The 25,969-nt window shown below is 62.1% G+C and carries 30 protein-coding genes and 1 pseudogene; 11 read left to right on the top strand and 20 right to left on the bottom strand.

What is annotated here, in order from left to right; genetic code table 11:
* Window positions 1–218 precede the first annotated feature (218 nt).
* On the bottom strand, window positions 219–563 hold the full coding sequence (locus NKJ08_RS22545) for a RidA family protein (RefSeq protein WP_095496140.1): 345 nt from the start codon (window positions 561–563) through the stop codon (window positions 219–221).
* Window positions 564–793: 230 nt separating this feature from the next.
* Between NKJ08_RS22545 and aztA the strand changes: the two genes are divergently transcribed.
* The 4 genes from aztA to NKJ08_RS22565 all read left to right on the top strand — a co-directional run bounded on the left by aztA (window position 794) and on the right by NKJ08_RS22565 (window position 3,921).
* Window positions 794–1,621: a zinc ABC transporter ATP-binding protein AztA gene (gene aztA, locus NKJ08_RS22550; RefSeq protein WP_352525395.1), complete on the top strand. Its 828-nt coding sequence runs from the start codon at window positions 794–796 to the stop codon at window positions 1,619–1,621.
* The gene (gene aztB, locus NKJ08_RS22555; RefSeq protein WP_352525475.1) at window positions 1,621–2,496 is read left to right on the top strand and encodes a zinc ABC transporter permease AztB; all 876 of its coding nucleotides are present in this window, start codon (window positions 1,621–1,623) and stop codon (window positions 2,494–2,496) included. The genes aztA and aztB overlap by 1 nt, the downstream gene beginning before the upstream one ends.
* A gap of 22 nt (window positions 2,497–2,518) precedes the next feature.
* Window positions 2,519–3,460: a zinc ABC transporter substrate-binding protein AztC gene (aztC, locus tag NKJ08_RS22560; protein ID WP_352525396.1), complete on the top strand. Its 942-nt coding sequence runs from the start codon at window positions 2,519–2,521 to the stop codon at window positions 3,458–3,460.
* A 122-nt stretch (window positions 3,461–3,582) separates the two neighbouring features.
* Window positions 3,583–3,921 carry a protein tyrosine phosphatase family protein gene (locus NKJ08_RS22565; protein ID WP_352525398.1) on the top strand — a complete coding sequence of 113 codons (339 nt, stop codon included), beginning with the start codon at window positions 3,583–3,585 and terminating at the stop codon, window positions 3,919–3,921.
* A 35-nt stretch (window positions 3,922–3,956) separates the two neighbouring features.
* Here NKJ08_RS22565 and NKJ08_RS22570 read toward each other — a convergent pair whose 3' ends face one another.
* Together NKJ08_RS22570 and NKJ08_RS22575 are read right to left on the bottom strand one after the other, a co-directional pair.
* Window positions 3,957–4,283 carry a hypothetical protein gene (locus NKJ08_RS22570; protein ID WP_352525399.1) on the bottom strand — a complete coding sequence of 109 codons (327 nt, stop codon included), beginning with the start codon at window positions 4,281–4,283 and terminating at the stop codon, window positions 3,957–3,959.
* Window positions 4,284–4,292: 9 nt separating this feature from the next.
* Window positions 4,293–4,760, bottom strand: coding sequence for an Lrp/AsnC family transcriptional regulator (locus NKJ08_RS22575; RefSeq protein WP_352525401.1), 468 nt, complete (start codon window positions 4,758–4,760; stop codon window positions 4,293–4,295).
* A 141-nt stretch (window positions 4,761–4,901) separates the two neighbouring features.
* Here NKJ08_RS22575 and hppD point away from each other — a divergent pair, with 141 nt between their 5' ends.
* Window positions 4,902–6,014, top strand: coding sequence for a 4-hydroxyphenylpyruvate dioxygenase (hppD, locus tag NKJ08_RS22580; protein ID WP_352525402.1), 1,113 nt, complete (start codon window positions 4,902–4,904; stop codon window positions 6,012–6,014).
* Window positions 6,015–6,064: 50 nt separating this feature from the next.
* On the top strand, window positions 6,065–6,289 hold the full coding sequence (locus NKJ08_RS22585) for a type II toxin-antitoxin system Phd/YefM family antitoxin (protein ID WP_352783385.1): 225 nt from the start codon (window positions 6,065–6,067) through the stop codon (window positions 6,287–6,289).
* Window positions 6,290–6,312: 23 nt separating this feature from the next.
* Here the strand turns inward: NKJ08_RS22585 and NKJ08_RS22590 are convergent, their stop codons facing one another.
* The 5 genes from NKJ08_RS22590 to hmgA are packed head-to-tail and all read right to left on the bottom strand — an operon-like array spanning window position 6,313 to window position 10,414.
* Window positions 6,313–6,873: a DinB family protein gene (locus NKJ08_RS22590; RefSeq protein WP_352525404.1), complete on the bottom strand. Its 561-nt coding sequence runs from the start codon at window positions 6,871–6,873 to the stop codon at window positions 6,313–6,315.
* Entirely contained in the window at window positions 6,861–7,175 is a 315-nt protein-coding gene (locus NKJ08_RS22595; protein WP_352525405.1) for a hypothetical protein, read from the bottom strand. Before NKJ08_RS22595 ends, NKJ08_RS22590 begins: the two co-directional genes overlap by 13 nt.
* A gap of 17 nt (window positions 7,176–7,192) precedes the next feature.
* Window positions 7,193–8,206 (bottom strand): fumarylacetoacetate hydrolase family protein, encoded by a 1,014-nt coding sequence (locus NKJ08_RS22600; RefSeq protein ID WP_352525407.1) that lies wholly within the window; start codon window positions 8,204–8,206, stop codon window positions 7,193–7,195.
* Entirely contained in the window at window positions 8,203–9,090 is an 888-nt protein-coding gene (locus NKJ08_RS22605) for an MBL fold metallo-hydrolase (protein ID WP_352525409.1), read from the bottom strand. The genes NKJ08_RS22600 and NKJ08_RS22605 overlap by 4 nt, the downstream gene beginning before the upstream one ends.
* 10 nt (window positions 9,091–9,100) lie before the next feature.
* Window positions 9,101–10,414: a homogentisate 1,2-dioxygenase gene (hmgA, locus tag NKJ08_RS22610; protein ID WP_352525410.1), complete on the bottom strand. Its 1,314-nt coding sequence runs from the start codon at window positions 10,412–10,414 to the stop codon at window positions 9,101–9,103.
* A gap of 119 nt (window positions 10,415–10,533) precedes the next feature.
* Here hmgA and NKJ08_RS22615 point away from each other — a divergent pair, with 119 nt between their 5' ends.
* A complete protein-coding gene (locus NKJ08_RS22615) occupies window positions 10,534–11,010 on the top strand; it encodes a MarR family winged helix-turn-helix transcriptional regulator (protein ID WP_352525411.1) in 477 nt (158 codons plus the stop codon).
* A 32-nt stretch (window positions 11,011–11,042) separates the two neighbouring features.
* On the opposite strand, the gene NKJ08_RS22620 is transcribed toward NKJ08_RS22615, so the two are convergent.
* Genes NKJ08_RS22620 through NKJ08_RS22635 form a run of 4 tightly spaced genes read right to left on the bottom strand, consistent with a single transcriptional unit; the run spans window position 11,043 to window position 13,983 of the window.
* Complete coding sequence (locus NKJ08_RS22620; RefSeq protein ID WP_352783389.1) at window positions 11,043–11,375, bottom strand: hypothetical protein; 333 nt, start codon at window positions 11,373–11,375, stop codon at window positions 11,043–11,045.
* Between the two features lie 5 nt (window positions 11,376–11,380).
* Window positions 11,381–11,665, bottom strand: coding sequence for a DUF4304 domain-containing protein (locus NKJ08_RS22625; protein ID WP_352783392.1), 285 nt, complete (start codon window positions 11,663–11,665; stop codon window positions 11,381–11,383).
* Between the two features lie 43 nt (window positions 11,666–11,708).
* Window positions 11,709–12,743, bottom strand: coding sequence for an L-threonine 3-dehydrogenase (gene tdh / locus NKJ08_RS22630; protein WP_352525415.1), 1,035 nt, complete (start codon window positions 12,741–12,743; stop codon window positions 11,709–11,711).
* A gap of 52 nt (window positions 12,744–12,795) precedes the next feature.
* On the bottom strand, window positions 12,796–13,983 hold the full coding sequence (locus tag NKJ08_RS22635; RefSeq protein ID WP_352525416.1) for a glycine C-acetyltransferase: 1,188 nt from the start codon (window positions 13,981–13,983) through the stop codon (window positions 12,796–12,798).
* A 998-nt stretch (window positions 13,984–14,981) separates the two neighbouring features.
* Between NKJ08_RS22635 and NKJ08_RS22640 the strand changes: the two are divergent.
* Window positions 14,982–15,397: pseudogene (locus NKJ08_RS22640) on the top strand (diguanylate cyclase domain-containing protein); the annotation flags it as partial.
* 66 nt (window positions 15,398–15,463) lie between these two features.
* Complete coding sequence (locus NKJ08_RS22645) at window positions 15,464–16,318, top strand: putative bifunctional diguanylate cyclase/phosphodiesterase (RefSeq protein WP_352783420.1); 855 nt, start codon at window positions 15,464–15,466, stop codon at window positions 16,316–16,318.
* Between the two features lie 60 nt (window positions 16,319–16,378).
* Here NKJ08_RS22645 and NKJ08_RS22650 read toward each other — a convergent pair whose 3' ends face one another.
* Together NKJ08_RS22650 and NKJ08_RS22655 are read right to left on the bottom strand one after the other, a co-directional pair.
* Window positions 16,379–16,555, bottom strand: coding sequence for a type II toxin-antitoxin system Phd/YefM family antitoxin (locus NKJ08_RS22650; RefSeq protein ID WP_352525419.1), 177 nt, complete (start codon window positions 16,553–16,555; stop codon window positions 16,379–16,381).
* A 22-nt stretch (window positions 16,556–16,577) separates the two neighbouring features.
* Window positions 16,578–16,976: a MarR family winged helix-turn-helix transcriptional regulator gene (locus NKJ08_RS22655; protein WP_352783396.1), complete on the bottom strand. Its 399-nt coding sequence runs from the start codon at window positions 16,974–16,976 to the stop codon at window positions 16,578–16,580.
* Window positions 16,977–17,162: 186 nt separating this feature from the next.
* Here NKJ08_RS22655 and NKJ08_RS22660 point away from each other — a divergent pair, with 186 nt between their 5' ends.
* Window positions 17,163–17,531 (top strand): hypothetical protein, encoded by a 369-nt coding sequence (locus NKJ08_RS22660; protein WP_352776778.1) that lies wholly within the window; start codon window positions 17,163–17,165, stop codon window positions 17,529–17,531.
* A 145-nt stretch (window positions 17,532–17,676) separates the two neighbouring features.
* Here the strand turns inward: NKJ08_RS22660 and NKJ08_RS22665 are convergent, their stop codons facing one another.
* The gene (locus tag NKJ08_RS22665) at window positions 17,677–19,722 is read right to left on the bottom strand and encodes an oxidoreductase (RefSeq protein ID WP_352776777.1); all 2,046 of its coding nucleotides are present in this window, start codon (window positions 19,720–19,722) and stop codon (window positions 17,677–17,679) included.
* Window positions 19,723–19,835: 113 nt separating this feature from the next.
* Between NKJ08_RS22665 and queF the strand changes: the two genes are divergently transcribed.
* A complete protein-coding gene (queF, locus tag NKJ08_RS22670; protein WP_352525424.1) occupies window positions 19,836–20,297 on the top strand; it encodes a preQ(1) synthase in 462 nt (153 codons plus the stop codon).
* 29 nt (window positions 20,298–20,326) lie between these two features.
* Here queF and NKJ08_RS22675 read toward each other — a convergent pair whose 3' ends face one another.
* The 5 genes from NKJ08_RS22675 to NKJ08_RS22695 all read right to left on the bottom strand — a co-directional run bounded on the left by NKJ08_RS22675 (window position 20,327) and on the right by NKJ08_RS22695 (window position 25,967).
* Window positions 20,327–21,511 (bottom strand): mandelate racemase/muconate lactonizing enzyme family protein, encoded by a 1,185-nt coding sequence (locus NKJ08_RS22675; protein WP_352525426.1) that lies wholly within the window; start codon window positions 21,509–21,511, stop codon window positions 20,327–20,329.
* Between the two features lie 11 nt (window positions 21,512–21,522).
* Window positions 21,523–22,080 carry a hypothetical protein gene (locus tag NKJ08_RS22680; protein ID WP_352525428.1) on the bottom strand — a complete coding sequence of 186 codons (558 nt, stop codon included), beginning with the start codon at window positions 22,078–22,080 and terminating at the stop codon, window positions 21,523–21,525.
* Between the two features lie 4 nt (window positions 22,081–22,084).
* Entirely contained in the window at window positions 22,085–22,564 is a 480-nt protein-coding gene (locus NKJ08_RS22685) for a DUF3828 domain-containing protein (protein WP_352525429.1), read from the bottom strand.
* A gap of 128 nt (window positions 22,565–22,692) precedes the next feature.
* Complete coding sequence (locus NKJ08_RS22690) at window positions 22,693–24,342, bottom strand: ABC transporter substrate-binding protein (RefSeq protein WP_352783402.1); 1,650 nt, start codon at window positions 24,340–24,342, stop codon at window positions 22,693–22,695.
* 56 nt (window positions 24,343–24,398) lie between these two features.
* On the bottom strand, window positions 24,399–25,967 hold the full coding sequence (locus NKJ08_RS22695; RefSeq protein WP_352525431.1) for a trimethylamine methyltransferase family protein: 1,569 nt from the start codon (window positions 25,965–25,967) through the stop codon (window positions 24,399–24,401).
* Window positions 25,968–25,969 lie beyond the last annotated feature (2 nt).

Here is a 25,969-nt window from a genome sequence, read left to right on the forward strand (position 1 = left end):
CCCCCCCCCCCCCCAGGGGGGTGGGTGGGACCCGGCGCTGGGGGCTGCACCCCGCCGGCGGGGGGGGGGGGGGGTGCAAAATGTCCGGCGGGGGGGGTTTTGGGGGGGGGGGGGGGGCCGCGGTGCACCCTCGCCGACCCCACCCCGTCTCGCAGTCTCCGCTTCGCTCCGACTACTCGCCGACCCTCCCCTCGAGGGGGAGGGTTAGGAGCCGCCTCTCAAATTGCCGCGGTGACGATGATCTCGACCAGATATTCCGGTCCGGCAAGCTTGGCCTCGCCGGTGGCGCGAGCCGGCGTGTGGCCCTGCGGCACCCATTTGTCCCATTCCGCATTCATCTCGGCAAAGGTGCTCATGTCGGCCAGCCAGATGATCGCCTGCAGGATCTTGGTCTTGTCGGTGCCGGCCTTGGCCAGCAATTCGTCGATCGCCGCCAGGATGTCCCTGGTCTGGGCGCCGACGTTTCCGCCCGGCTCGCCGACCTGACCGGCCAGATAGACGGTGTTGCCGTGGATGACGATCTGGCTCATGCGCGGGCCTACATCGATGCGACGAATGCTCATTGGATATTCCTTCTCTTGTCCGGCCTTCTCTTGTCGGCTGCGCCTGTTTAGGGTCCGGGTTCGCCGGGGGCAAGGCCGCTCGAGCGGAACTTCTTGAGCCAAGCCAAAGCACACAAGACGACGGCCCGGTCGCAATTCCGCCCGATTGGCTTGTTGACTAATGTAATAACATCACATATCGAATCGGCCGCTGCCCCGCCGCACCGATCATCGTTCCAACGGGTCGTCACATGAGCCAAACCTGCCTGACCTTCCGCGACCTGACGCTCGGCTATAACAGCCACCCGGCCATCCATCACCTCGACGGCACGATCCGCAAGGGATCGCTGACGGCGATAGTCGGCGCCAACGGCTCCGGCAAGTCGACCCTGATGAAGGGCATCGTTGGCGTTCTGAAGCCGATGGCCGGCGCGGTGATCCGGGCGCCCGGCGTGCGCGCCGCCTATCTGCCGCAGCAATCCGAGCTCGACCGTTCCTTTCCGGCCCGGGTCGTCGATCTGGTTTCGCTTGGGCTGTGGCCACGGCGCGGGCTGCTCGGCCGCTACACCAGGGAAGATCGCGATTCGGTCAGCAAGGCGCTGATGGCCGTCGGCCTCGGCGGCTTCGAGAAGCGCCCGATCGACACCTTGTCGGGCGGCCAGCTGCAGCGCACGCTGTTTGCCCGCGTGCTGTTGCAGGATGCCGAGCTCATCCTGCTCGATGAGCCGTTCAACGCCGTCGACTCGAAGACGGTCGGCGACCTGATCGCGCTGATCAAGCGCTGGCATGGCGAGGAACGCACCATCATGGTCGTCGTCCACGATCTCGACCTGGTGCGGCAGAATTTCCCCGAAACACTGCTTCTGGCACGCCAGCCGATCGCCTGGGGCGAGACCAAGGAGACGTTGCGGCCAGAGAATTTGTTGCGCGCGCGCCGCTTCCACGAAGCCTGGGAAGACAACGCGCCGTGGTGTGAGCCTGGCGAACACGATCTTGGGCACAGTGGGCACGAGCACAGTGGCCACGAACATCCCCATGACCACGACCATCATCACGGCTCCGGGCCGAGGGCGGCATGATGGACGTGCTTTACGGTCTGTTCGTCGCCCCTTTCGCCGACTACGCCTTCATGCAGCGGGCGCTCGCCGGCTCACTGATGCTGTCGCTCGGCGCCTGCCCGGTCGGCGTGTTCCTGATGCTGCGGCGCATGAGCCTTTCCGGCGACGCCATGGCCCATGCCATCCTGCCGGGCGCCGCCGCCGGCTTCCTGTTCTATGGCCTGGAGATCCTGCCGATGACCGTCGGCGGACTGATCGCCGGCATCATCGTGGCGCTCGGCGCCGGCGCCGTCTCGCGCTTCACGATCCAGCGCGAGGACGCCTCGATGGCGGCCTTCTATCTGATTTCGCTGGCCATCGGCGTGCTGATGGTGTCGATCCGCGGCTCCAGCGTCGATCTCATGCACGTGCTGTTCGGCACCGTGCTGGCGCTCAACAACGAGGCGCTGACGCTGATCGGCGGCATCGTCGTGGTGACGCTGGTCAGTCTCGCCATCTTCTGGCGGGCGCTGGTCGCCGAATGCCTCGACCCGCTGTTCCTGCGCTCGGTCAGCCGGCTGGGCAGCCCGGTGCATTTCATTTTTCTCGGCCTCGTCGTGCTCAACCTCGTCGGCGGCTTCCAGGCGCTCGGCACATTGCTGTCGGTCGGGCTGATGATGCTGCCTGCGGCGGCGGCCCGTTTCTGGACCATGCGCGTCGAACCGATGTGCGTGCTGGCGGTGCTGATCGGCTTTGCCTCATGCGTAGCCGGGCTGTTGTTGTCCTACCATGCATCGCTGCCCTCCGGCCCGGCCATTATCCTGTCCGCCGGCGTCGTCTATTTCGCCTCGATCCTGTTCGGCACGCGCGGCATCCTGCGCGCCCGCATCGTCCATCACCGCCACAGAACCGCCTGATCCCAACAAAGGAGACCTGTCCATGCTGAAATCGATCCGCGCCGCTTTGGCCGTGAGCGTTATAACATTAACCGCCTTTAGCGCATCGTCGGCCTTCGCAGAGCCGTTGAAAGTGGTCGCCAGCTTCACGATCATCGCCGATTTCGCCAAAAACGTCGGCGGCGACCGGATCGATTTGACCACCATCGTCGGGCCGGACGGCGACGCCCATGTCTACGAGCCGAGCCCAGCCGATGCGGTGGCGATGGCCAAGGCCGACATCGTGCTGGTCAACGGCCTGCATTTCGAAGGTTTTCTGCAGCGCCTGGTCGACGCCAGCGCCACCAAGGCGACTGTCGCCGTGCTGACCAAGGGGGTCACGCCGATCAATTTCAAACCCGAATTCGCCGAGGCCGACGCCGCCGAAGGCGCGGATGCCGGTGGCGGCAAGACGGTCACCGATCCGCACGCCTTCCAGTCGATCGCCAATGCGAAAATCTATGTGAAGAACATCGCCGATGCCTTTTGCACGGCCGACGCTGCGGGTTGCGACAGCTACAAGGCCAATGCAGCCGCCTATACGCAAAAGCTCGATGCGCTCGAGGGCGAAGTGCAGGCCGCAATCCAGTCGATTCCGCAAGAGAAGCGCGTCGTCATCACCTCGCATGATGCCTTCGGCTATTTCGAGCAGGCCTACGGCTTGACCTTCCTGGCCCCGGAAGGAGTGTCGACTGAGTCGGAGCCCTCGGCCGCCGACGTCGCCAAGCTGGTCAGACAAGTAAAGCAGGACAAGGCGGCTGCGATCTTCGTCGAGAACATCACCAATCCACGGCTGATCGAGCAGATCGCCAGCGAGACCGGCATCAAGGTAGGCGGCACGCTCTATTCCGATGCGCTGTCGCGGCCCGACGGCCCGGCCTCGACCTATATCGACCTGATGCACAACAACATCGCCCAGATCAAAGGCGCGATCCTCGGAAGCTGAGCGGTCCAGTCACTCCATCCGGTCGGGCTGAAATAGCCCGGCCGGATTTCTATCTAATGGCGGTTGCCGACCGGGTCCGGGAGTGGCAAGACTGCCGCTAGCCAGATTGCGAGGACACAGCTATGGAATATCGTCAGATCAGCGAGGACTATTCGGTCTCCGGCCAGATCCAGCCCGAGGATGTCGCCACCATCAAGGCGGCAGGCTTCAAGAGCGTGATCTGCAACCGGCCGGACGACGAGCAGCCGGGCCAGCCATCGGCCGACACCGTCAAGGCGGCGGTCGAGGGCGCTGGGCTTGCTTTCCGCTACATCCCGGTCATCAGCGGCCAGATCACCGCAGAGAATGTCGAGGACCAGGCCGAAGCGCTCGACGAACTCGAAGGCCCGGTCTTCGCCTATTGCCGTTCCGGCGCCCGCTGCACAAATCTGTATGGACTGATCCAGCAGCAAAAGGGGTGACGTAAGTCCGGTCTTGGAATCCGTCAGCCGGCTGGCTAGCGACGTCGCCTTGCTATGAGTTCATGCAGGCCGAAGAAGGCTCCAAACAAAGCGGTGTATAGGGCGAGATCACCGAGCGGGATCGTGCTGACCAACAGCAGGATGAAGCCCGCGAGACACGTTGGAAAGCCGATGCCACACCACCAGCGCGACTTCGGATGAGTGAGTTCGACCCAGCCATAGGGCCACGAAGGCCAAGGATTAACCCGAAAGCTCAGGTCCAAGGCCTCCGGATTATGCGCGATGTGGATTAAGCTACCAATGGCGTAAGGAACCATCCCGCCTATAAAAATGATGAAACCAGCGATCTGAAAGGTGGTCATGGCTTGAACTCAAATCGGCAGCGCGCCGGTTTCCTTCAGCGTCTCCAGCACGATCGCGGTCTTTACGTGCTGCACCGATTCGTGCGGCAGGAGCACGCCGTTGACGAACTCCGACAATGATTTGAGATCGGGCGTCACCACTTTCAATATGTAGTCCATCTCGCCGGTCAGCGCGTGCGCTTCCTGCACCTGCGGCAGTCGCGCTACCAACTCGCCGAAACGCCGCGCATTGTCGCGGTTGTGGGTGGCGAGCGTCACCGAGATGACGTTGACGAGGGAAAAACCGAGCTTGTCGCGGTCGAGCACCGCCCGGTAACCCTTGATATAGCCGTCCTCCTCCAGCCGCTGGCGACGACGCGAGCACTGCGACGCGGACAGGTTCACCCGTTCCGACAGATCGTTGTTGGTCAGCCGCGCATCACCTTGCAGCAGAGCCATTATCTTGCGGTCAAACTGATCAATGCGCGCGTCATCCATAAATTTCCGCTCCACTATGCACAACTTGCGCATGATCAGATCATTTCAAGTGTTTGAATGCAAGCAATGTGCGCTCGCTCCGCGCTATAATTGGGCTCAGATATGGCCGACGCAGCCAATGCCAGATTTCGGAGCAATGCCATGGGTCCCTTCCCGCACGACGCACCGCCCGCCAAGATCAGCAAAGCCAATCCCGCCGGTACCGACGGCTTCGAGTTCGTCGAGTTCGCGCATGCCGAGCCGGAAAAGCTCGCCGAGCTTTTCACCCGCATGGGCTATGTGCGGGTGGCCAAGCACCGCAGCAAGAACATCACCGTCTGGCGGCAGGGCGACATCAACTATGTCGTCAATGCCGAACCCGGTTCGCATGCAATGAAATTCGTCGACAAGCACGGCCCTTGCGCGGCCTCGATGGCATGGCGGGTGGTCGATGCCAGGCACGCGTTCGACCATGCCGTTGCCAAGGGCGCGACGCCTTATGAAGGCGCCGACAAGACACTCGATGTGCCGGCGATCGTCGGTATCGGCGGTTCGCTGCTCTATTTCATCGAAACTTACGGCGAGAAGGGCTCGGCTTATGACGCCGAGTTTGACTGGCTCAGCAAGCGCGACCCCAGGCCGGAAGGCGTCGGGTTCTATTATCTCGACCACCTGACCCACAATGTCTATCGCGGCCAGATGGACAAATGGTGGGATTTCTACCGCGACCTGTTCGGCTTCAAGCAGATCCATTTCTTCGACATCGACGGCAAGATTACCGGGCTGGTCAGCCGCGCCATCACCTCGCCTTGCGGCAAGATCCGCATCCCGCTCAACGAGTCCAAGGACGAGACCAGCCAGATCGCCGAATATCTGAAGAAGTACAATGGCGAGGGCATCCAGCACATCGCCGTCGGCACCGACGACATCTACGGCGCCACCGACAGGCTGGCCGCCAACGGGCTGAAGTTCATGCCGGGCCCGCCCGAGACCTATTACGACATGTCCTTCGCCCGCGTGAATGGGCACGAAGAGCCGATCGAGCGCATGAAAAAGCACGGCATCCTGATCGACGGCGAGGGCGTGGTCGACGGCGGCACGACCAAGATCCTGCTGCAGATTTTTTCGAAAACCGTGATCGGGCCGATCTTCTTCGAATTCATCCAGAGGAAGGGCGACGAAGGTTTTGGCGAGGGCAATTTCCGCGCCTTGTTCGAATCGATCGAGCAGGACCAGATCAAGCGCGGCGTGCTGAAGGTGCAGGCGGCGGAGTAGGCCGCACCGGACTTCTTGCGATTCGGTCAGTAATAGCTGAGACTCTGGCCATGAGCATTCCGATCGCAGAGGCCAAGGCAAGACTGTCGGAACTCGTCAGCCGCGCGGAAGCCGGCGAAGAGATCGTGATTACCCGTCACGGCAAAGTCGCGGCTCGCCTCGTAGCGCCCGCGAAGCCCGACCGCTTGCCTCGCATCGCTGCTTTGAAGGGCAAAATCCGGATCGCAGACGATTTTGACGAACTGAGTCGCGAATGGGACGGATGTGCCAAGTGACGGTTTTGGGTAGCTGTCCGTTGCTACGATGTCGCGTTAGCCTGACTGCCCAAACATAGCCTTTCCACCTCCGCTTTCCTGAGTTTCAGATCATAATCGAGGAAGAATTCGTCGAGTTGCGGCGGCTTCACCGACGTGCCGGACAGCATGGCGTGCACCTGCCCGCGATGATGGATGTCGTGGATGAAGAGATGGGCGAGCAGGTCGCCAATGCGCTCCGGTATTTTTCCATCCTCGCGCCGGTCGGTGGCGACGCGGCGATCGAGATCGTCTGCCGACAGCCCGGCGCAAAAGGCGATCAGACGCCGGTCGGTCGCCACCCGCTTGCCAAAGAGCGCGTCCGCTTCGTCGAAGAGCATGAACTCATCATAGGCGGCGGCGCCGACGCCACCCTCTTCGAGAAAATCGAGATAGAGATGATCGACCGCCAGGATGTGATTGAGCGTTGCCTTGATCGACGGAAAGAAGCCGGTTCTTTCAGCCTCGAATTCACCGGGCTCAAGCTGCAGCACGGCGCGGTAGAGCCGGTCGTTCGACCAGAGATTGTTGGCTGCCATGCGGCGGAAATGGTTCAGCAGGTCCATGACTTCACGCCGCTGACCGGATCAAATACAAGCCCGCCCGCCCACATGAGCACGAATCCGGCGATGACGATCAGCAGAAGCCGGATCATGCGCCGCCGCATGCCTTGCGTTTCCTGGTCCCGTGCGACATTCGTGTTGGTGACGGCATGGAACATCATTGCCTTGCGTGGCAGGCCGCTGCGGTTGGTCACGTCGGGCGAGCGGGCCTCGATGCGGTAGCTCAGCCTGATTGCCTGAATGAAGACCGCCAGCATGGCAAGAGCCCAGACACCGCACAGCAGATAGAATGTCTGGCCTGTCATTTCCTCATCGCCTCCATTTAGCCCGCGTATTTCTCGACCTTCTGCTCGATGGCGCCGAAGATCGAATGCCCGCCCCTGTCCTTCATCTCGATACGCACGGTATCACCAAAGCGCAGGAACGGAGTTTTCGGTTCGCCGGCTTCGATGGTTTCGATCATACGCAACTCGGCGATGCAGGAATAGCCGGCGCCGCCCGCCGAGACAGGCTTGCCCGGCCCGCCGTCGAGCTTGTTGGAGATGGTGCCCGAACCGACGATGGTGCCGGCGGCCAGCGGCCGCGTCTTGGCGGCGTGGGCAATCAGCGCCGGAAAATCGAAGGTCATGTCGATGCCGGCGTTCGCGCGGCCAAACGGCTTGCCGTTGAGGTCGACCAGGAGCGGCAGGCTGACCTTGCCACCGTCCCACGCGTCGCCTAGTTCGTCCGGCGTCACTGCTACCGGCGAAAAGGCCGATGACGGTTTCGACTGGAAGAAGCCGAACCCCTTGGCAAGCTCAGGTCCGGTCAAGCCGCGCAGCGTCACGTCGTTGACCAGCATGACCAGCCGGATCGCCGCACGCGCCTCATCGAGGCTTGCGCCCATCGGCACATCGTCGACTATGACCGCGACCTCTCCTTCCATGTCAATGCCAGATGCCTCATCGGCCATCGGGATCGGGTCGCGCGGCGCGAGGAAGGCGTCCGAGCCGCCTTGGTAGATCAGCGGATCGGTCCAGAACCTTGCCGGCATCTCGGCGCCGCGCGCTTTCCGCACCAGCTCGACATGGTTCACATAGGCCGAGCCATCGGCCCATTGGTAGGCGCGCGGCAGCGGTGAATGGGCGTCATGCTCGTGAAAACGGGCCGACGGCACCGCATTGTTCTCCAGCGATTCGGCCATGGCAGCGAGATGCAGCGCGATTCGACGCCAGTCGTCGAGCGCGGCCTGCAGCGTCCGCACTAGGAACGAAGCATCGGTAAACCGCGTCAGGTCGCGCGAGACAACGACGAGCTTTCCGTCGCGCGTCCCGTCCTTCAATGTGGCAAGCTTCATGCGGTTTCCTCTCCTGGTGCAGCTTTGGCGCTGCTTAATCCCACAACAAGGCCGTCGCGGGCGATCGTCAAGTCGCCGACCCATGTTTTCCTGACGGCGGCAATCCAGTCGGCCTCGCCGATCTCGGGATCGTCGGCCGGAATGAGGTGGTTGAGGACCAGTCTTTTGACGCCTGCATCACTGGCGATGCGCCCCGCCTCCCCAGCAAAACTATGGCTGGCAAGCAGGTGTTCTCTCAGCCTTGCACCATTGCCGGTCTTCGCAACCAGCCGCTCGATGCCCTCTTCCAACATGGCCTCGTGGACCAGTATGTCGGCGCCTTCGGCGAAATCCGCCAATGGCGGAAAGAACGCCGTATCAGACGAGAAGACGATGCTTTGCCCCGCATGATCGAAGCGCAGCGCAAAGCAATCTGTCACCGGCGGGTGGTCGACGCGCAAGGCCGAAACCTTGAGGCCGCGCTCTTCGGTCACTCGGCCTCCGCCAAACTCGACGATCGAGACCAGGTCGCGGATATCCGGCCGGCCTTCGTCGGCGATGCGGATCTCGATGTCGAATTCCATCGCCTGACAAAAGCGCTGCCAATAGTAGCCGATGCCGGGCGGGCCGAACACGGTGACCTTTGTCCCCAGACCGGTCGTCCATGCGGTGTGGATCAACGGTCCGAGTTCCAGCACATGATCGGAATGCAAATGCGTGATGAAGATCAGGTCGAGCGCTTTCAGGCTGATGCCGGCGTCCGTCAGCCCGCGCGTCACGCCAAGTCCGCAATCGACGACGATGTTGCGGCCGCCGAATTCCAGCAGCGACGAATTCGGCCACGGCCCTCCCGGCCGCAGCGCCGGACCTCCCTTCGAGCCGAGAAGCACCAGACGATCCGTCATGCGACGGCGCTCAAGACCAGTCGCCCTCGGGCGTGCCGTTGAAGCGTTTCTTCAGATCGGCCCAGCAGTCGATGTAATCGTCCTGCCGGGTTTCGAGCTCGGCGCCATAGCGTGTCACCATCTGCGGAAAGCGTGTCTCGAACATGAAGGCCATGGTGTTGTCGAGCTTGACCGGTTTCAGCTCCGCGCGCGAGGCCTTTTCGAAGCCAGGCGCATCGGGCCCGTGGGCCAGCATCATGTTGTGCAGGCTGATGCCGCCGGGCACAAAGCCCTCCTCCTTGGCGTCGTACTGGCCATGGATCAGGCCCATGAACTCGCTCATGATGTTGCGGTGATACCAGGGCGGGCGGAACGTATCTTCGGCAACCAGCCAGCGCGGCGGGAAGATGACGAAGTCGATATTGGCCGTGCCTTCCTCGCCGCTTGGCGCGGTCAGCACGGTGAAGATCGATGGGTCGGGATGATCGAACAGGATCGCTCCGACCGGCGAAAAGGTCGCAAGATCATATTTGTAGGGCGAATAATTGCCGTGCCACGCCACCACATCCAGCGGTGAATGATCAATCTCGGTGACATGGAACTGGCCACACCATTTCGCGATCAGCCGGCAGGGCGTCTCCTTGTCCTCGAACCACGCACAGGGCGTCTTGAAATCGCGCGGATTGGCCAGGCAATTGGCGCCGATCGGGCCGCGATCCGGCAGCGTCAGCTTGGCGCCGTAATTCTCGCAGACATAGCCGCGCACTTCGGCGTCCACCAGTTCGACCTTGAACACCAAGCCGCGCGGCAGCACGGCGATCTCGCCCGGCCGCAATTCGATGACGCCCATCTCGGTGACGAAGCGCAAGGCTCCAACCTGCGGCACGACCAGCAACTCGCCGTCGGCGTTGAAGAAATGATCGTCGACCATCGAGCGGTTGGCGACATAGACATGTGCCGCCATGCCGGTCTGGCCAAGCACGTCGCCGGCGGTGGTGATGGAGCGCATGCCGGCGATGAAGTCGGTTGGCTCCTTCGGCATCGGCACCGGGCTCCAGCGATACTGGCCGAGCGCCAGTTCGTGATCGCCGAGATTAGGCGCGCTCTTCCACAGCGGACAATTCACCGGCTTGAAGCGGCCGGTGTGCCTGACGCTCGGCCTGATGCGATAGAGCCAGGAGCGTTCATTGGTGCCTCGCGGCGCTGTGAAAGGAGAGCCCGAAAGCTGCTCGGCATAGAGGCCGTAGGCTGGCCGCTGCGGCGAGTTTCGCCCTTGCGGCAGCGAGCCCGGCAAAGTCTCGGTCTCGAAGTCATTGCCGAAACCCGGCATGTAGGAAAAAGCCATCGCATCCTCCCGAATTAAGTTCCGGAGCATCCCTTTGCACTTCGAAAGGTGCCTCGGATTGACCAAACTGGTTTCATTTGTAACCATCGAAAATGTAACCATCAAACGGTGATTTCGGCATGACCCGCCAGCCTGCTCCGTCTGGGCCAACCAGGGAACCGGAAATCCTGGAGCTGGAATCGTTCCTGCCCTACCGGCTCTACCGTCTCTCCGATGCCGTCAGCCGCGAATTCTCGAGGGTCTACAAGGACCGTCACGGCCTGACCCGGCCCGAATGGCGCACGTTGGCCGGGCTCGGCCAGCACGGCACGATGACGGCCACGGCACTTGGCGAGCAATCGGCCATGCACAAGACCAAGGTCTCGCGCGCCGTCTCCGAACTCGAGCGCCGGCGCTGGCTGACCCGCACGCCCGATGAAAAGGATCGGCGGGTCGAGCATCTGGTGTTGACCAAGGCAGGCCTTGCCGCCTATTGCGAAATGGTGCCGTTGGCTAAGGCGTTTGAAAGGGAATTGCTGGCGAGACTTGGTGCGGAAGAGCGGGCGGCGATTGTCGGTGGGGTAGCGGCGCTGGAGGCAAAACTCACCTTGGGTTGAAAATCCTCCCTCAGCTTCGACCGTCGCAGAAATCAGGAGGCTACGGCGGCAGGCGACGCTCCTAAACCGTAATAGGCGCGCTCGGCTTCAATGATGCCTCTGACATAGCTTCGAAATGCTACCGGATCATCAATGTAAGTCAGGATCACCTGCGCCTGCGAAGCCGCGTGTCTTCGAGCGCTTTCAAACAGCCGCCTCGCTGTTTCAAAATCACCTGCCAAGCCGGCCGCCACCCCGGCATTGAGAGCGGGCCATTCGCCGTACGCACCCGGCTGCAATTCATTCACGAGGATCGTCGCCGCCGCATGGACGGAAGGGAACATCGATCGGTGAGCCTGATCGATTTCGACTGCCTCCCTGGCCATTTGACCTACCAAGGGGAAAACTGCTCTGGGCTCTCGAACTCAACAAAGGAGCCAACGCGCTCAACCCGATCGAATGTCAATGTGTATGGCGGCAAACTCCAAAGCCAGTGAACCGCCACGTTCAGGTAAGTGCCTTTGGACCAAGAGCTGGGCTGAAATTCGACCACACTCAGCCAGAAGCCACGATCAGCGATCCAGACACGTGACCGTCCCCTTCGCCGAAATCCGGCCGGCTGCAATGCAGTTTTTGCCTCCGAAGCAATGATACGTCCGTGCTCGTTTTCCGCCATTTTGGGACTCGCGTGACTCACATAAAGGCAGCAAGCTTGGCGCTCACCAATCCATCACCACCTTGCCCGAATTGCCGCTCTTCATTGCCTCGAAGCCGGAAATATAGTCGTCGATGCCGATGCGGTGGGTGATCAGGCCACTGACATCGAGAGGACCCTGCACCAGCGCAATCATCTTGTACCAGGTCTCGAACATTTCGCGGCCGTAGATACCCTTCAGATGCAGCATCTTGAAGATGACCTTGTTCCAGTCGATCTCGAAGCCGGTCGGCGCGATGCCGAGAATGGCGATCTTGCCGCCATTGTTCATGCTGTCGATCATGTCGCGAAAGGCGGGCGCTGCGCCCGACATTTCAAGGCCGACGTCAAAGCCCTCGGTCATGCCGAGCGCCGGCATCACGTCGCGCAGCTTTTCCTTCGATGCGTCGACGACATGCTGAACGCCGAGCTTTTTCGCCAGTGCCAGGCGTACCGGGTTGATGTCGGTGATGACCACTTTTCGCGCACCGACGCATTGCGCCACCAGTGCGCCCATGATGCCGATCGGCCCGGCGCCAGTGACCAGCACGTCTTCGCCGACGAGGTCGAAGGACAGTGCGGTGTGAACGGCATTGCCTAAGGGATCGAAGATCGCCGCGATCTCGTCCGGCACGTCGTCGGGGATCGGCACGACATTGTGCTGCGGGATCGCCAGATATTCACCGAAGGCGCCCGGCCGGTTGACACCGACGCCAAGCGTGTTGCGGCAAAGGTGCCCCCTGCCCGCCCGGCAGTTGCGGCAATGGCCGCAAACGATATGGCCCTCGCCGGATACGCGCTGGCCGACCTTGTACTCGGTCACCGCCGCGCCGAAATCGGCGACGGTGCCGACGAATTCGTGGCCGGTCACCATCGGCACCGGCACGGTCTTTTGCGCCCACTGGTCCCAATTATAGATGTGAACATCTGTGCCGCAGATCGCGGTCTTCCTGATCTTGATCAGCACGTCGTTGGGGCCGATCTCCGGCACCGGCACCTCTTCCATCCAGATGCCCGGCTCGGCGCGGGCTTTGACGAGGGCCTTCATCATGTTCGACATTCTGTAGTCCCTTGAAAGTCTTGATCGGGGATGGCTTTTCGATTCCGGCCGTTCAGGAAATCACGCCGAGTTCGCGACCGACTGCGGCGAACGCCTCAACCGCACGATCGATGTCGGCGCTGGAATGGGCGGCCGACATCTGCGCGCGGATGCGCGCCTGGCCCTTCGGCACCACCGGGAAGGAGAAGCCGATGACATAGATGCCGCGCTTCAGCATGCGCGCCGCCATCTCCTGCGCAAGCGTCGCGTCGCCCAGCATCACCGGGATGATCGGATGGTCGGCGCCGGCCAGCGTAAAGCCGAGCCTGCCCATCTCGGAGCGAAACCGCGCTGCATTGGCATATAGGCGCTGACGCAACGCATCGCCATTGCGGATCAGCTCGAAAACCCGGATCGAGGCGCCGGCGATCGCCGGCATCAGCGTGTTGGAAAACAGATAGGGGCGCGAGCGCTGGCGTAGCCAGTCGACCACCGGCTTCCTGCCCGACGTGTAGCCGCCCGACGCGCCGCCCAATGCCTTGCCGAGCGTGCCGGTGATGATGTCCACCCTGCCCTCGACGCCGCAATGTTCGGCCGAGCCGCGGCCGTTCTTGCCGACGAAGCCGACCGCATGGCTGTCGTCGACCATCACCATTGCGTCGTACTTCTCGGCGAGATCGCAGACGCCCTTCAGATTGGCAATGATGCCGTCCATGGAAAATACACCATCGGTAGCGATCAGCCGAAAACGGCAATCCATTGCCTCCTTCAGCCGCGCTTCCAGATCGGCCATGTCGTTGTTGGCGTAGCGGAAGCGCTTTGCCTTCGACAGCCGCACGCCGTCGATGATCGAAGCGTGGTTCAGCGCATCGGAGATGACCGCATCCTCCTCGCCGAGCAGCGTCTCGAACAGGCCGCCATTGGCGTCGAAGCAGGAGCCGTAGAGGATCGTGTCCTCCATGCCGAGGAAGCCAGAAATCGTCGCCTCGAGCTGCTTGTGTTCTTCCTGTGTGCCGCAGATAAAACGCACCGACGCCATGCCGTAGCCGTAGCGGTCGAGCGCCTGCTTGGCCGCGTCGCGCAATTCGGCACTGTCGGCGAGGCCGAGATAGTTGTTGGCGCAGAAATTCAGCACCTTCTCGCCGCTCACCTCGATCTCGGCCGACTGCGTCGAGGTGATCACCCGCTCGGATTTGTAGAGACCGGCCGATTTCAGCCCTTCAAGCTCGCTGTCGATGTGGGAGAGGAATGCTGTGGTCATGACCAGGCCCTGTTGAGATCGATGAGGACTGTCGCGCCGCGCGGACGAAAAATCCATCGCAAAAGCGACCGCTTCGGTGGCGCGGCAATGGCACGGCAGCGGCAACGATGTTCAAATGCAGAGGTGCCGCGAAAGATCGCAATAACCATTTTGCGAGCTTTCAACCGTCGCCGCTGCTGCCGGCCTGTTGCTTTCCCGAACCTGTTAACACTTTGAAGCCAAGGTTCTCGCACAAGAATTCGTTAGCGAGAGGGGCCGCCTCAAAAATGTCGCAGCAGCCGGTGCACGCCGTTTCGGGCAGGCTCATGCTCCTGATCAAGTCCGGCTACTGGCTGGCTCTGCTGATCATCGCCGCCATGGTAGTGGCCTCCTTCATCCTGCTGCAACAGATGATGGCGGCCCAGCAGCACAACCAGGCACTGCTCGATGTGGTCAGCACACAAAAAGCCCTGTCGCAACGCATCGTCTTCCTTGCCGGCGCGACCGGCACCGCCTCACGCGACCAGCAGCCGGCCCTGGTTAGCGCGCTTAAGCAAGCGACGGTGGAGTTCGAGAAGAACTACGATCTTCTGCTCGAACGGACCGCCGCCGATCCGGCGTCGCCGGCAAAGTTCGATCCGAAATCGATCGAGAGCGTGCTTTTCGCCAAGCCGTACCATCTCGACTATTTCTCGGTCGGGCTTATCGCCAACGGCGAACGTCTGATCTCGTCATTCGAATCGCGGCTCAACATGGCCGGCAATGGTGGCTACAAGGGCGGAGAGGAGCGCGTCAACCTGAACGCTTCCGTTGCCAACGCAACATTGTCGGGCTATGCCGCACTTGGCCAGCACATCAGCGCCTTTGCAGACCAGCGATCCGAAACACTTCTCGATCTTAACCGCACATTGTTCTACTCGACCATCGGCGTCATCCTGCTGGTGGCGCTTTTCATTTTCAGGCCGATGTCGAATGCCATCCTGCGCAGGACGCGCGAGCTGGTCGATGCGCGCAATTCCATGGCCTTTATTGCCGTGCATGACGGGCTGACCGGCCTCCACAACCGCACCTTCCTGACCGAGCATTTCGATACGCTGATCAATGCCGCGCAGCGACGGCGTGAACGGGTTGCCGTGGTGCAGTTCGATCTCGACCGGTTCAAGCAGATCAACGACACGTTCGGCCACGCCGCTGGCGATTATGTGCTGGTGGCGGCTGCGCAACGCATGCGTGATTCGTGCCGTACGTCGGATCTCAACGTGCGTCTCGGCGGCGATGAATTCGTCATGATTCTCAACGGCACCGGCAGCACCGAGGACATCGATACCGTCGCCAGGCGCATCCTGACCAAGCTCAACAAGCCGATCGTCTTTCGAGGCACGACGATCCGGGCGTAAGTGCCGGGATTGCGGTCTATCCGGTCGACGCCGATAATGCGCAGGATCTGCTCGTCCATGCCGATCTGGCGCTGTATTCCGCCAAGAAGCACGGCGGCGGCAGCTTGTCGTTCTTCTCCGAGGAGCTGAGACGCGAACTCGATTATCGCAAGCAGCTCGAGCTCGACATCAGGACCGCCATCTCGGAGAAGGCGTTCGAAGTCTATTTCCAGCCGCAGGTGTCGCTGTCGAACGGCGCCATCAGCGGCATCGAGGCTCTGGTTCGCTGGAGACATGCCGAGCGCGGCATGATCGCGCCGGGCGAGTTCATTCCGGTCGCGGAAAAATGCGGTCTGATGCCCGAGATCGGCCGGATCGTCATTGCCAAGGCGATCAACGAAGCAGCCGAATGGAACCGCGCAGGCATCGGCTTCGGACGGATCGCCGTCAACGTGTCCGGTTCGGAGCTGCGCGAGACAGATTTCGAAGTCTTCCTGTTCGGTACGCTGGAAAGGGCCGGCCTGCCCGCGCACAAACTATCGCTGGAGATCGTCGAATCCGTCATTCTCGACGACGAGAAGACCGGTATCGCGGCAAAGCTGCGGCACATCCGCGCCGCCGGCATCCATCTTGAGCTCGATGATTTCGGCACCGGCTACGCATCGCTCAGCCATGTCAATCCAAATGAGATCGACCGGCTGAAGATCGACCGCCGCTTCGTCCAGAACATCAACGAGAACAGCGGCAACACCAAGATCGTGCGTGCCCTCACCGAGCTCGCTCGCGGTCTCGGCATCTCGATCGTTGCCGAGGGCGCCGAAACCGAAGCCGAGCTCGACTCACTGATGGCGATCGGCTGCGACCAGGTGCAAGGCTATTCCATCGCTTTCCCGATGCCGCCGGACAGCGTGCGCGAATGGCTGGTGGCACGAGCACCGAAGAAGGCCAAGCTGACGGTTCTGCAGGGCCGCCTGGCGTAGATCCGTCACAGGCTGGCTTTGCGAACCGACCCGACGAGCCGAGGCGGAAGGTAGTCCCTGTCAGCGGGAAAAGCCGCCAGCACTGGGCGCACGTGCCAGGCTTTCATAGTCCTGGAACGACAAAATGTCCGCCTGCTTGCGGCCATGCCGCGTTATGTGGCCGGCTCTCCCGCGGACGACCTGATCGAGCATCGCCGAGAGTGTAGCCCTGGCATCCTTCAGCGAAATTTCGCGCACGGCGTTTTCCTAGCCTAAATTTCTAGCCTTCGACATTGGCCCGCAGCGCAGCCAGCACCTCTGCAAATTCCGCCAGCCTTTCGTCGGACAATCCCTTCCGCAGCCGTTTGTCGAAGGCGAACGCGGCGGTGCGCAATTTCAGGAACAACGCCTCTCCGGCTGGGGTCAGCTCCACCTGGTGAACCCGGCGGTTCTCGGGATCGCGGCGCCGGATCAGCAGGCCTTGCGTCTCCATGGCGTTGAGGTGGTGGGTCAGCGTTGCGCCCCGGATGCCGATCATGCCGGCGAGCTCGCGTTGGTTGGCCAGCTCCCGCGACTTGACCGACAGCAGCGTGACCCAGACCGGCAGCGTGCCGCCGACCTCGACGAGGGCAGCGTCGAAGGCCTGCGCGACCAGCTTGGCGGTGCGGGCGAGATTCATCCCGATCGGCGGACGGTCAAAGGGCGTCATGATCCGACACTAGAACAAGGGCAAAGCCTATGGAACCGGCTCGAGCTTATACATTGACATCTAATCATTTGATATCTATCCATATGGTTAGCGGTGGGCAAGAGAGGAAATGCGGTCATGCAATATGTCTACATCATCGTCCTCGGCCTTCACGTCATGGCGGGTGTGTTCTGGGCCGGCACCACCATCGCGGTTGCCCGCGAACCGGAGATCCGGGCGGAACGTTTCTTCCGGCCGCAAATGGGCGCGGCCGGCGTGGTTTTCCTCACTGGTTTGCTGCTCTGGTATTTCTTCCACAACGGCTCTTTCGGCTCGATGGAGAAGGTCCTGGCGCTGGGCATCTTGACTGCCTTGATTGCCGCCGGAGTTCAGGGCGCACTGGTAGGTTCCGCCATCAGGCGGCTGGCTAGCGCTGATGTGGCGACGCAAACCCAGTTGCGCGCGAAGATGACAAAAGGCGAACGCATCGCCGGCGGGCTGCTGGTCATCACCGTGTTCTGCATGGCCACCGCCAGAATGTTTTGAGCGGGGCTGCCAACAACAATCGCCAGATCGTACGGTGCCCGGCGGTAGCCGGCGGCGTGCGCGGCGCGCAGAACGAGCCAAAGTACCGTGGTGGCTCTCCGTACGGAGGTTCGGCTGCGCGCCACCAACCAATCCAAAATATTCTTCAGATCCGCAAGCCGAACCTGATGCCGTCATAAATCGCAGCGTGGATATTGCGTGAGGCTACCGCGTCGCCGATGCGAAAGACCACGAAACCGCCTTGCGGATTGCGCGCAGGAAAGATGTCACCGCCATTGACCAGCCGCTCGTAATCGATCGCGCCGCCGTTCTTCGACAGCGGCTTCAGCGCCAGGTAGAGATCGTCGAGCGGCAGCGTGCCGTGCTCGACCACCACCTGGTCGACCCGCCGCTCTCCGCGCCAGCCATCGGCGAAGTCGGAGCCGAGCTCCGCAACCAGCTGATTGCCCTCGCGCCGCACCGAATGCAGCCGCGTGTTGATGGTTATGGTGACGCCTTTTTCCTGGAAGGCGCGCATATAGGGCACATGGTTCATGCCGCCCATTTCCGGGGCGAAGAAGCGCTCTGGTGAAACCAGCTCCAGCCTGGCGCCGCTATTGGCGATCAGTTCGGCAGCACCCATGCCCTGATGGCCGCCATTGTCGTCATAGAGCAGTACATTCTCGGCCGGCTTGATGCTGCCGGCCATGATGTCCCAGCTCGAGGTGACGAGATGGTCGCCCGCCGTTAGAGGCGGGTTCTGCGGCAGCCCGCCGGTGGCGATCACCACCACGTCCGGCGACAACGCCAGCACGTCGTCCTTCTCCGCCCAGCTGTCGTAGCGGATCTCGACGCCGAGCCGGTCGAGTTCGGCCAGCCGCCAGTCGATGATGCCGATCAATTCCTTGCGGCGCGGGTTCTGCGTTGCCAGCCGCACTTGCCCTCCGGCTTGGCTCGATGCTTCCAGCATTGTCACCTGGTGCCCGCGCTCGGCCGCGACACGCGCCGCCTCCAGCCCGCCGGCGCCTGCGCCGACCACGATCACCTTCCGCTTTGGTCCCTGGGTCCTCGGGATGATGTGCGGGATATCAGCCTCGCGGCCCGTTGCCGCATTGTGGATGCACAGCGCCTCGCCGCCCTCATAGATGCGGTCGAGGCAATAGGTGGCGCCGACGCAAGGGCGGATCTCGTGCTCGCGGCCCTCCATCACTTTTTTGACGATGTGTGGGTCGGCGATGTGGGCACGCGTCATGCCGACCATGTCCAGCTTGCCGGTGGCGATGGCGTGACGCGCGGTGGCGACGTCGGAAATCCGCGCCGCATGGAAGGTCGGGAATTTCGTCGCCGCCCTGATCTCGCCGGCAAAGTCGAGATGCGGCGACGAGCGCATGCCGGTCACCGGAATGACTTTGGTCAGCGCCGCGTCGGTCTCGATCGAGCCGCGGATGATGTTAAGGAAATCGACCTTGCCGGAACCAGCCAGCCGCCTGGCGATTTCGACACCCTCCTCTTTCGACAGGCCTTTCTCGAAATCCTCGTCGGCGACCATGCGGATGCCGACGACGAATTTTTGGCCGACCGCCGCCCGCACCGCGTCGAGCACCATGCCGGTGAAGCGCAAGCGGTTGTCGAGCGAGCCGCCGAAATCATCGTCGCGCTGGTTGGTGGCCGGCGACCAGAAGCCATCCATCAGATGGCCGTAGGCCTCGAACTCGATGCCGTCGAGGCCAGCGGCCTGGCAGCGCTGGGCGGCCGCGGCGTAGTCGACGACGATGCGCTCGATGTCCCAGTCCTCGATGGTCTTGGGGAAGGCGCGATGCGCCGGCTCGCGCACCGGCGAGGCCGACAGCACCGGCAGCCAGTCGGCCTTGTTCCAGCCGGTGCGGCGGCCGAGATGGGTGATCTGGATCATCACCTTGCAGTCATGCTCGTGGCAGGCGTCGGTCAGCTCGGCGAGCCACGGCACGATGCGGTCGTCATAGACATGCAGGTTGCCGAAGGCAGCCGGACTGTCGCGCGAGACGATCGCCGAGCCGGCGGTCATGGTCAGCGCCATGCCGCCCTTGGCCTTTTCGGCATGATAGAGCCGGTAGCGCTCTTTCGGCATGCCGTCCTCGGAATAGGCCGGCTCATGGCTGGTCGACATGACCCGGTTCTTCAGCGTCAGATGCTTGAGCTGATAGGGCTGGAGAAGCGGATCGTTGCTGGTCATCGTCTTCCTGCTGTTTCAAATTGTGCTAATGAGCGGCAAATTTTGTTTTTACGCATGTCGCTGTCCCAAATCCGCTGCACAGTTTTGGGCGACATGCAGCAAGGAACCTGCTCATGACCGATACGAAAAACCTCACCCAGCTCGGCGCCAACGTCGAGGCGCCACAGAGCCCTGAAGCGGCCGTCCTGGAAACCGTCCCGTTTTCGCGCGGCGACGGCCCGCCCGCCATCGTTCGCTTCACCTGCCCGGAATTCACCTCGCTGTGCCCGGTCACCGGCCAGCCGGACTTCGCCCATATCGTCATCGACTACGCACCCGATGCGCTGCTGGTGGAATCGAAGTCGCTCAAGCTGTTCATGACCTCGTTTCGCAACCATGGCGCCTTCCACGAAGAATGCACCGTCATGATCGGCCGCCGCATCATCGCCGCAACCAAGCCATTGTGGTTGCGCATCGGCGGCTACTGGTATCCGCGCGGCGGCATTCCGATCGACGTGTTCTGGCAAACCGGCGCGCCGCCGGAAGGTGTGTGGCTGCCCGACACCGGCGTCGCCCCCTATCGCGGGCGCGGGTGAGCCTGAGTTTCTAAGGAAAATACGTTGCATCAGTTGAGCGGCAGCCGCCGGTAGCGGCTAGGGTTGTTCGGGTCGCTGAAATGGTGCATCGGCCCGTGTTCGGCGAAGTGCGCTGACCAGCGTTTCATTGCCGCCGGGGCGAGCTCGACACCCAGCCCGTCACCTTCCGGCACGCGCACCGTGTTGGCGATCTGTTTGAACGGGCCGTCCTTGATCACGTCGCCGATCTGCCAGCGAAACAGCGATTGCGACGCCTCGCTGATCCATGGCGTTGCCGCCACGACGTGCAGATAAGCCGATGTCATGATGCCGAGATCGTTCGAATAGCACCAGAACCCCTTGCCCATCGCCTCACAGGCGGCGATGAATTTCAGAGTTTTCGACAATCCGCCGAGTGCTGCGAAATTGCAGACGAAGTAATCCGGCGCACCGAGCGCGACTGCCCGTCTGAGATCCGGGATGTGCGTCGAGAACGGAATGCGCGAATGCTGGCGCAGCGCAGCCATCTCCTCGAAGGTCGCGACCGGATCCTCGTAGTTGCGGATGTTGAACGGCTCAATCTCGCGCAGCACCCAGCGCGCTGTGGTCAGCGACCACTGCATGTTTGAATCGAGTTTGATCTGCGCTTTATCGCCAAGCGCCTCGCGCAGCATGCGCACTGTCCTGATCTCGAGCTCGGGATCGCCCATGATCAGCTTGCCCTCGAAGATCGTCGAGCCGTGCTGTTCTCGCATGCCGAGACAGTAGTCGACGATCGCTTCGGCGGTCATCTCGCCACCGGCTCCGCCTTGAGCGGGGCGAAAGGCGAAATATTCCGAAAACGGAATGTCCTTGCGCACCGCGCCGCCGAGCAGCTTGTAGAGCGGCATGCCGAAGACCTTGCCTCTTATATCCCACAGCGCCAGTTCGACGGCGCCGAACGCCACCGTGGCTGCATTCTCGCCGGTGTTGGCGGTAATCTGCCAGGGCGGCACGCAGCGCGCCTCGCAGTCGGCGATGTCGAGCGGATCGGCGCCAATCAGCGCCGGCGCGATCTCGGCCTTGATCACCTCGCCGAAATGCCACCATGGCGCCTCGCCCAGTCCGACCACGCCTTCGTCCGTCTCGACCTCGATGATCGATTTCGAGGCGCCGCCGTAGAGACCAGCCGTCCACCAGAACGGAGCATCGAGCGGGACGTTGACGTGGGTGACGCGGATGTTGGTGATCTTCATCGGTTCCGTTCTCACTCGCACTGGTATTGGCTTAGCGCCCATTCGCCTGTCACCGAGAGCAGGTCCGATATCTTCCAGTCGCCATCGACTTTCCTGAATTTCCACTCCAGCCGGTGCGGGTTGCCGGCGACGATGAAGGCGACGACGACCTTGGCCGCATCGCCCTTGACCGCTTCGATGGTCTTCAGGCTCTTGTCGATCTCGGCCTTGTCGTATTCGGCATTGTCGAGCGCCATGTTGGGATCGAGGCATTCGCCCTGCCCCGACTTCCGCAGCGCATCGCTCTTGTCGAGCACCGACTTCGCCGGATCGGTGAAATGGCCCCGCTGAGCCGGATCGACCTCGAGCCCGGCATGCTCGTAGAACGGCTTCACCACCGCCGTCGGCGAGCCAGGCTGCACGGGTGCGGCCGGTGCGTTTTCTGGCGGCGGCGACGCTGCCGGCGGAGGTGCCGCATTGTCGGCCGGCGCGTTTGCGGGCGGCGCGCCGAACAGGCCCTGAGCGGCGGCGCTGCTCAATCCGGCCAGCAGGCACGCAGTCGCCAGAACCCAGGGACGGCAGCAGAGCACGGCATCACTCCGGGGGCTGCCCGGCCAGGCATTCGAGCGCACTCAGTGTCCAGCCGCTGGTCTTCGAGGTGATGTCGGCGATCTTCCACTGGCCGTCGATCTTCTTGAGCGACCAGACCATTTCGCGTTTGGAACCATCGCCTTCCGGGAAAAGATTGAACGTCGCTGTCACTTGGGCGCTGTCGCCATCCAGCGTTTCGGCCAGCGTCAGCGTCTTGGCTACGGTCTTCTCGTCATAGTCCTGCGCATCGAGACCAGGAGCGAAGTCGATGCAAGGAACTTCATCTGGATGGTTCTTTGCCGCATTGTCGTTCAGTTCGAACAGTTTCGTCACCGGCGCGGTGAAGCGGTCGCGATATTGCGCATCGGCCTCGAATTTGACCGACGGGACATAAAAGAACTTCACGGCGTTGGCAGCAGGGCCGGCAAGCGCGGCCGCCGGCAAGGCAATCGAAAGCGCGGCAACAAAAAGTGGCTGTTTCATGCGTGTCCCCGATTGTTCACTGACAGAAGCTATCAGTACCACGCATCTTGCCTGTCGGCTTTCTTGCGGTCCATGAAATCCTGCAACGCTTCGTCGGCTGGCATAGGTGACTGCCTTGGGGAGTTAACTCAGGCGTCTAGCCAGACGTTCTGGAGATCCATCTCGAAGGTCTGGTGGACACCGTAGTTTTTCACCTTCTTGTTCGTGTGGCTGAACAGCTTCTGCCAGAACGGCTGAACGATAACGCCCGAATCCTGCAGGATCTGCTCGACGTCCTTCATGACCTCGCGGCGCTTCTCCACGTCGATGAGCGAGAGAGCCTGCTTGAGCTTGGCGTCGAAATCAGGATTCGAGTAGCCGGTTTCGTTCCAGGCCTCGCCGGTGCGATAGCCCAGCGCCAACACCTGGACGCCAAGCGGGCGCATGTACCAGATGGTCATCGAATAGGGGTATTTCGTCCAGTCGTTCCAGAAGGTCGAACCCGGCAGCACGGTGCGCTTCACCTTGATTCCGGCGTCGCGCAACTGGCCGGCAATCGCGTCGCCGGTGTTCTTCTGCCAATCGTCCTCGACGGTGATCAGTTCATGCTCGAAGTCGGCCTGCCCAGCCTCGGCCATCAGCTTCTTGGCGCCCGCGGCGTCGCGTGTCTTCTTGGGCAGCGCGTAGTATTCCGGATGAATGGGGCTGACGTGGTGGTTTTCACCAACGGTGCCTCGCCCGGCATAGCCGAGTTCGAGCACCGCTTTGTTGTCGACGGCCATCTGGAGGGCGTTGCGGACGCGCTTGTCGTCGTAGGGTTTGTGCGTGACGTTGGTCCGGGCAACGAGCGTGGTCGCTGTCGCGACCTCCGATTTTACCAGCCCCATCTTGTCCAAGATGTCTATGAAGTCGGCGGGCGTCTCGAAGTTGAGATCGATTTCGCCGAAGTCGAATGCATTTATCGACGCGTTGAAATCGGTTCCGTAGTCGATGAATTCTACGCCGTCGAGAAGCGCTTCGCCGCCCCACCATTTGCCATTCTCACGACGCTTGACGACCGCTTTCTGACCGACCGAATAAGACACCAGTTCGAACGGCCCGGTGCCAATCGGCTTCTCGATCGGATTGGCGCCATCAGCGTCGAAGTTGCGATGGACCACGAGCGCCGGATAGTCGGTGAAATTCGGGATCAGCGAGATGTCCGGCTCGTTCAGCTTCAACTTCACCGTGTTGTCGTCGACCTTGGCGATCGCGCCATCCCTCGCCTTGCCGGTTTTTGCGTCGATCAGCGCACCGACGCGCGCGGCCATGGAATTGCCGGCGGCAGCCTTCTCACACCAGCGCGTCAGATTGTAGACCACATCATCGGCGCTGAAAGCATCGCCGTTGTTCCAGGTGATGCCCTTACGCACGTGCAGCACATATTCGGTGGCGTCGTCGTTGACCTCCCAGCTTTCGAGCAGGACCGGCTCGAATGTGAACTGGCGGGTGTAGCGGACAAGCGGCTCCAGCCAGCAGCGTGAAATGTTCGCAAGTTCCACCCAGTCGTAGGTGCGCGGATCCTTTTGTGCCTTCACCGACATCGAAACGTGCAGCGTTCCGCCTTTCTTCGGCTCGTCAGCCAAAGCCCGTTCTGGGACGGCAAGACCGATCATGCCGTAGGCAAGGGCCGTCGATGCGCCGAAGGCGCTTGCCAGCGCCAGAAACTCGCGCCGGTCCACACGACCTGCACGAACGTCGCTGGCCATCGCTTCGATGGCGCTCGGTATCCGATCACCGTTGCTTCTGAAGAGTGTCATTTTTTCCTCCGTCTTTCCGCATTATGCGACGTGCGGCGTTGATCGCCATCTGATGTTCAGTACCAGGCATCCGTCATTTCGTTCTTTTTGCGGTCCATGAAATCCTGCAGCGCCTCGTCTATTGCCTGGTCGAGCGGCGGCGGCTGATATTCGGCCAGCGCCTTCTTCCAGCGCCGGTTGGCGCGGATCGCGGCATCTTCCGATCCGGCTGCCTCCCATTTCTCGAAGGGTTCGTTGTCGGCGATTTCGGAATCCCAGAACGCAGTCTCGTAATTGGCCAAAGTATGGGCCGAACCGAAGAAGTGGCTGCCCGGCCCGACCTCCCTGAAGGCGTCGAGTGCCAGCTGGTTGTCATCGATCTTGACGCCGTCGAGATAGGTGTGCAGCGCGCCGCAGAAATCGGCGTCCATGACGAACTTTTCGTAGGACATCGACAGAAGGCCGTCGAGAAAGCCGGCCGAATGCAAGATGAAATTGGCGCCGCAATGCACCGCCGCGAGCATCGACATGGTGGCTTCGTTCATCGCATGCGCGTCAGGCAGCTTCGAGGTGGTGAAATTGCCGGAGCACCGCAGCGGCAGGTTGAGCCGCCGCGCCAACTGGCCGATGACCATCGAGCCGATCGCCGGCTCCGGGGTACCGAAGGTCGGCGATCCCGAACGCAGCGACATCGACGACAGGAAATTGCCGAAGATCACCGGCGCACCGGGCCGCTCCAACTGGGTCAGCGCGCAGCCGGCCATGGTTTCGGCGAGTGACTGAGCAATGGCGCCGGCATTGGTCACCGGACCCATGGCGCCGCCGAGGATGAACGGCACGATCACCGCCGCCTGGTTGGCGCGGGCATAGGCGCGCAGCGCCGTCGTCATCGTCGCGTCCCAGACCAGCGGGGAGTTGACATTGACGTTGCCGAGGATGACGCAATTCTGGTCGACAAAATCGCGGCCAAAGACGATGCGTGCCATGTCGATTGAATCTTCCGCCCGGCTTTCGGCCGTCACCGAGCCCATGAAGCCGCGGTCGGAATATTTGATGTGGCTGTAGACCATGTCGAGATGGCGCTTGTTGACCGGCACATCGACCGGCTCGCAGATGGTGCCGCCGGAATGGTGCAGCCAGGGCGAGGACTGCGCCAGCTTCACGAAGTTACGGAAATCCTCGATCGTGCCGTAGCGGCGGCCCTTGTCGATATCCATGACGAAGGGCGAGCCATAGGCTGGCGAGAAGACGACGCTTTTGCCGCCGATCTCGACCGAATTGGCCGGGTTGCGTGCATGCTGGGTGAAGCTTGCCGGCGCGGTCTTCAGGATCTCACGCAGCATGCCGGGCTCGAACCTGACCAGCGCGCCATCGATGGCGGCCCCTGCCCGCTTCCAATGCGCCAATACCACGGGATCGTCGCGAAATTCGATGCCGATCTCGGCCAGGATACGATCGGCCGTCGCCTCGATGCGCAGCAGGTTTTCCTCCGACAGGATGTCGTAGGTCGGAATGTTGCGGACGATATAGGGCCGGCTGAGCCCTTCCGAGCCATGCGAACGCAGCTCGCGCCGGGCGATGCGGCCACCACCGCGCTCGCGGCGTTTGGCCGGTTCGGTCGTCGTTTCAACCGCCGGTGCGTTCATGC

The sequence above is a fragment of the Mesorhizobium sp. M0244 genome (assembly GCF_040321795.1).
Classification (GTDB): Bacteria; Pseudomonadota; Alphaproteobacteria; order Rhizobiales; family Rhizobiaceae; genus Mesorhizobium.

Coding starts and splice junctions, on each gene's coding strand:
- NKJ08_RS22565 (WP_352525398.1), top strand. CDS start 3,583: ATGGAATATCGTCAGATCAGCGAGGACTATTCGGTCTCCGGCCAGATC.
- NKJ08_RS22615 (WP_352525411.1), top strand. CDS start 10,534: ATGACCCGCCAGCCTGCTCCGTCTGGGCCAACCAGGGAACCGGAAATC.
- NKJ08_RS22595 (WP_352525405.1), bottom strand. CDS start 7,175: ATGACAGGCCAGACATTCTATCTGCTGTGCGGTGTCTGGGCTCTTGCC.
- aztB (WP_352525475.1), top strand. CDS start 1,621: ATGGACGTGCTTTACGGTCTGTTCGTCGCCCCTTTCGCCGACTACGCC.
- tdh (WP_352525415.1), bottom strand. CDS start 12,743: ATGTCGAACATGATGAAGGCCCTCGTCAAAGCCCGCGCCGAGCCGGGC.
- NKJ08_RS22545 (WP_095496140.1), bottom strand. CDS start 563: ATGAGCATTCGTCGCATCGATGTAGGCCCGCGCATGAGCCAGATCGTC.
- NKJ08_RS22660 (WP_352776778.1), top strand. CDS start 17,163: ATGGCGGGTGTGTTCTGGGCCGGCACCACCATCGCGGTTGCCCGCGAA.
- NKJ08_RS22590 (WP_352525404.1), bottom strand. CDS start 6,873: ATGGACCTGCTGAACCATTTCCGCCGCATGGCAGCCAACAATCTCTGG.
- NKJ08_RS22585 (WP_352783385.1), top strand. CDS start 6,065: ATGAGCATTCCGATCGCAGAGGCCAAGGCAAGACTGTCGGAACTCGTC.
- queF (WP_352525424.1), top strand. CDS start 19,836: ATGACCGATACGAAAAACCTCACCCAGCTCGGCGCCAACGTCGAGGCG.
- NKJ08_RS22575 (WP_352525401.1), bottom strand. CDS start 4,760: ATGGATGACGCGCGCATTGATCAGTTTGACCGCAAGATAATGGCTCTG.
- NKJ08_RS22695 (WP_352525431.1), bottom strand. CDS start 25,967: ATGAACGCACCGGCGGTTGAAACGACGACCGAACCGGCCAAACGCCGC.
- aztC (WP_352525396.1), top strand. CDS start 2,519: ATGCTGAAATCGATCCGCGCCGCTTTGGCCGTGAGCGTTATAACATTA.
- NKJ08_RS22635 (WP_352525416.1), bottom strand. CDS start 13,983: ATGACCACAGCATTCCTCTCCCACATCGACAGCGAGCTTGAAGGGCTG.
- NKJ08_RS22605 (WP_352525409.1), bottom strand. CDS start 9,090: ATGACGGATCGTCTGGTGCTTCTCGGCTCGAAGGGAGGTCCGGCGCTG.
- NKJ08_RS22570 (WP_352525399.1), bottom strand. CDS start 4,283: ATGACCACCTTTCAGATCGCTGGTTTCATCATTTTTATAGGCGGGATG.
- hmgA (WP_352525410.1), bottom strand. CDS start 10,414: ATGGCTTTTTCCTACATGCCGGGTTTCGGCAATGACTTCGAGACCGAG.
- NKJ08_RS22690 (WP_352783402.1), bottom strand. CDS start 24,342: ATGACACTCTTCAGAAGCAACGGTGATCGGATACCGAGCGCCATCGAA.
- aztA (WP_352525395.1), top strand. CDS start 794: ATGAGCCAAACCTGCCTGACCTTCCGCGACCTGACGCTCGGCTATAAC.
- NKJ08_RS22665 (WP_352776777.1), bottom strand. CDS start 19,722: ATGACCAGCAACGATCCGCTTCTCCAGCCCTATCAGCTCAAGCATCTG.
- NKJ08_RS22625 (WP_352783392.1), bottom strand. CDS start 11,665: ATGGCGGAAAACGAGCACGGACGTATCATTGCTTCGGAGGCAAAAACT.
- NKJ08_RS22685 (WP_352525429.1), bottom strand. CDS start 22,564: ATGAAACAGCCACTTTTTGTTGCCGCGCTTTCGATTGCCTTGCCGGCG.
- NKJ08_RS22620 (WP_352783389.1), bottom strand. CDS start 11,375: ATGGCCAGGGAGGCAGTCGAAATCGATCAGGCTCACCGATCGATGTTC.
- NKJ08_RS22655 (WP_352783396.1), bottom strand. CDS start 16,976: ATGAATCTCGCCCGCACCGCCAAGCTGGTCGCGCAGGCCTTCGACGCT.
- NKJ08_RS22675 (WP_352525426.1), bottom strand. CDS start 21,511: ATGAAGATCACCAACATCCGCGTCACCCACGTCAACGTCCCGCTCGAT.
- NKJ08_RS22600 (WP_352525407.1), bottom strand. CDS start 8,206: ATGAAGCTTGCCACATTGAAGGACGGGACGCGCGACGGAAAGCTCGTC.
- hppD (WP_352525402.1), top strand. CDS start 4,902: ATGGGTCCCTTCCCGCACGACGCACCGCCCGCCAAGATCAGCAAAGCC.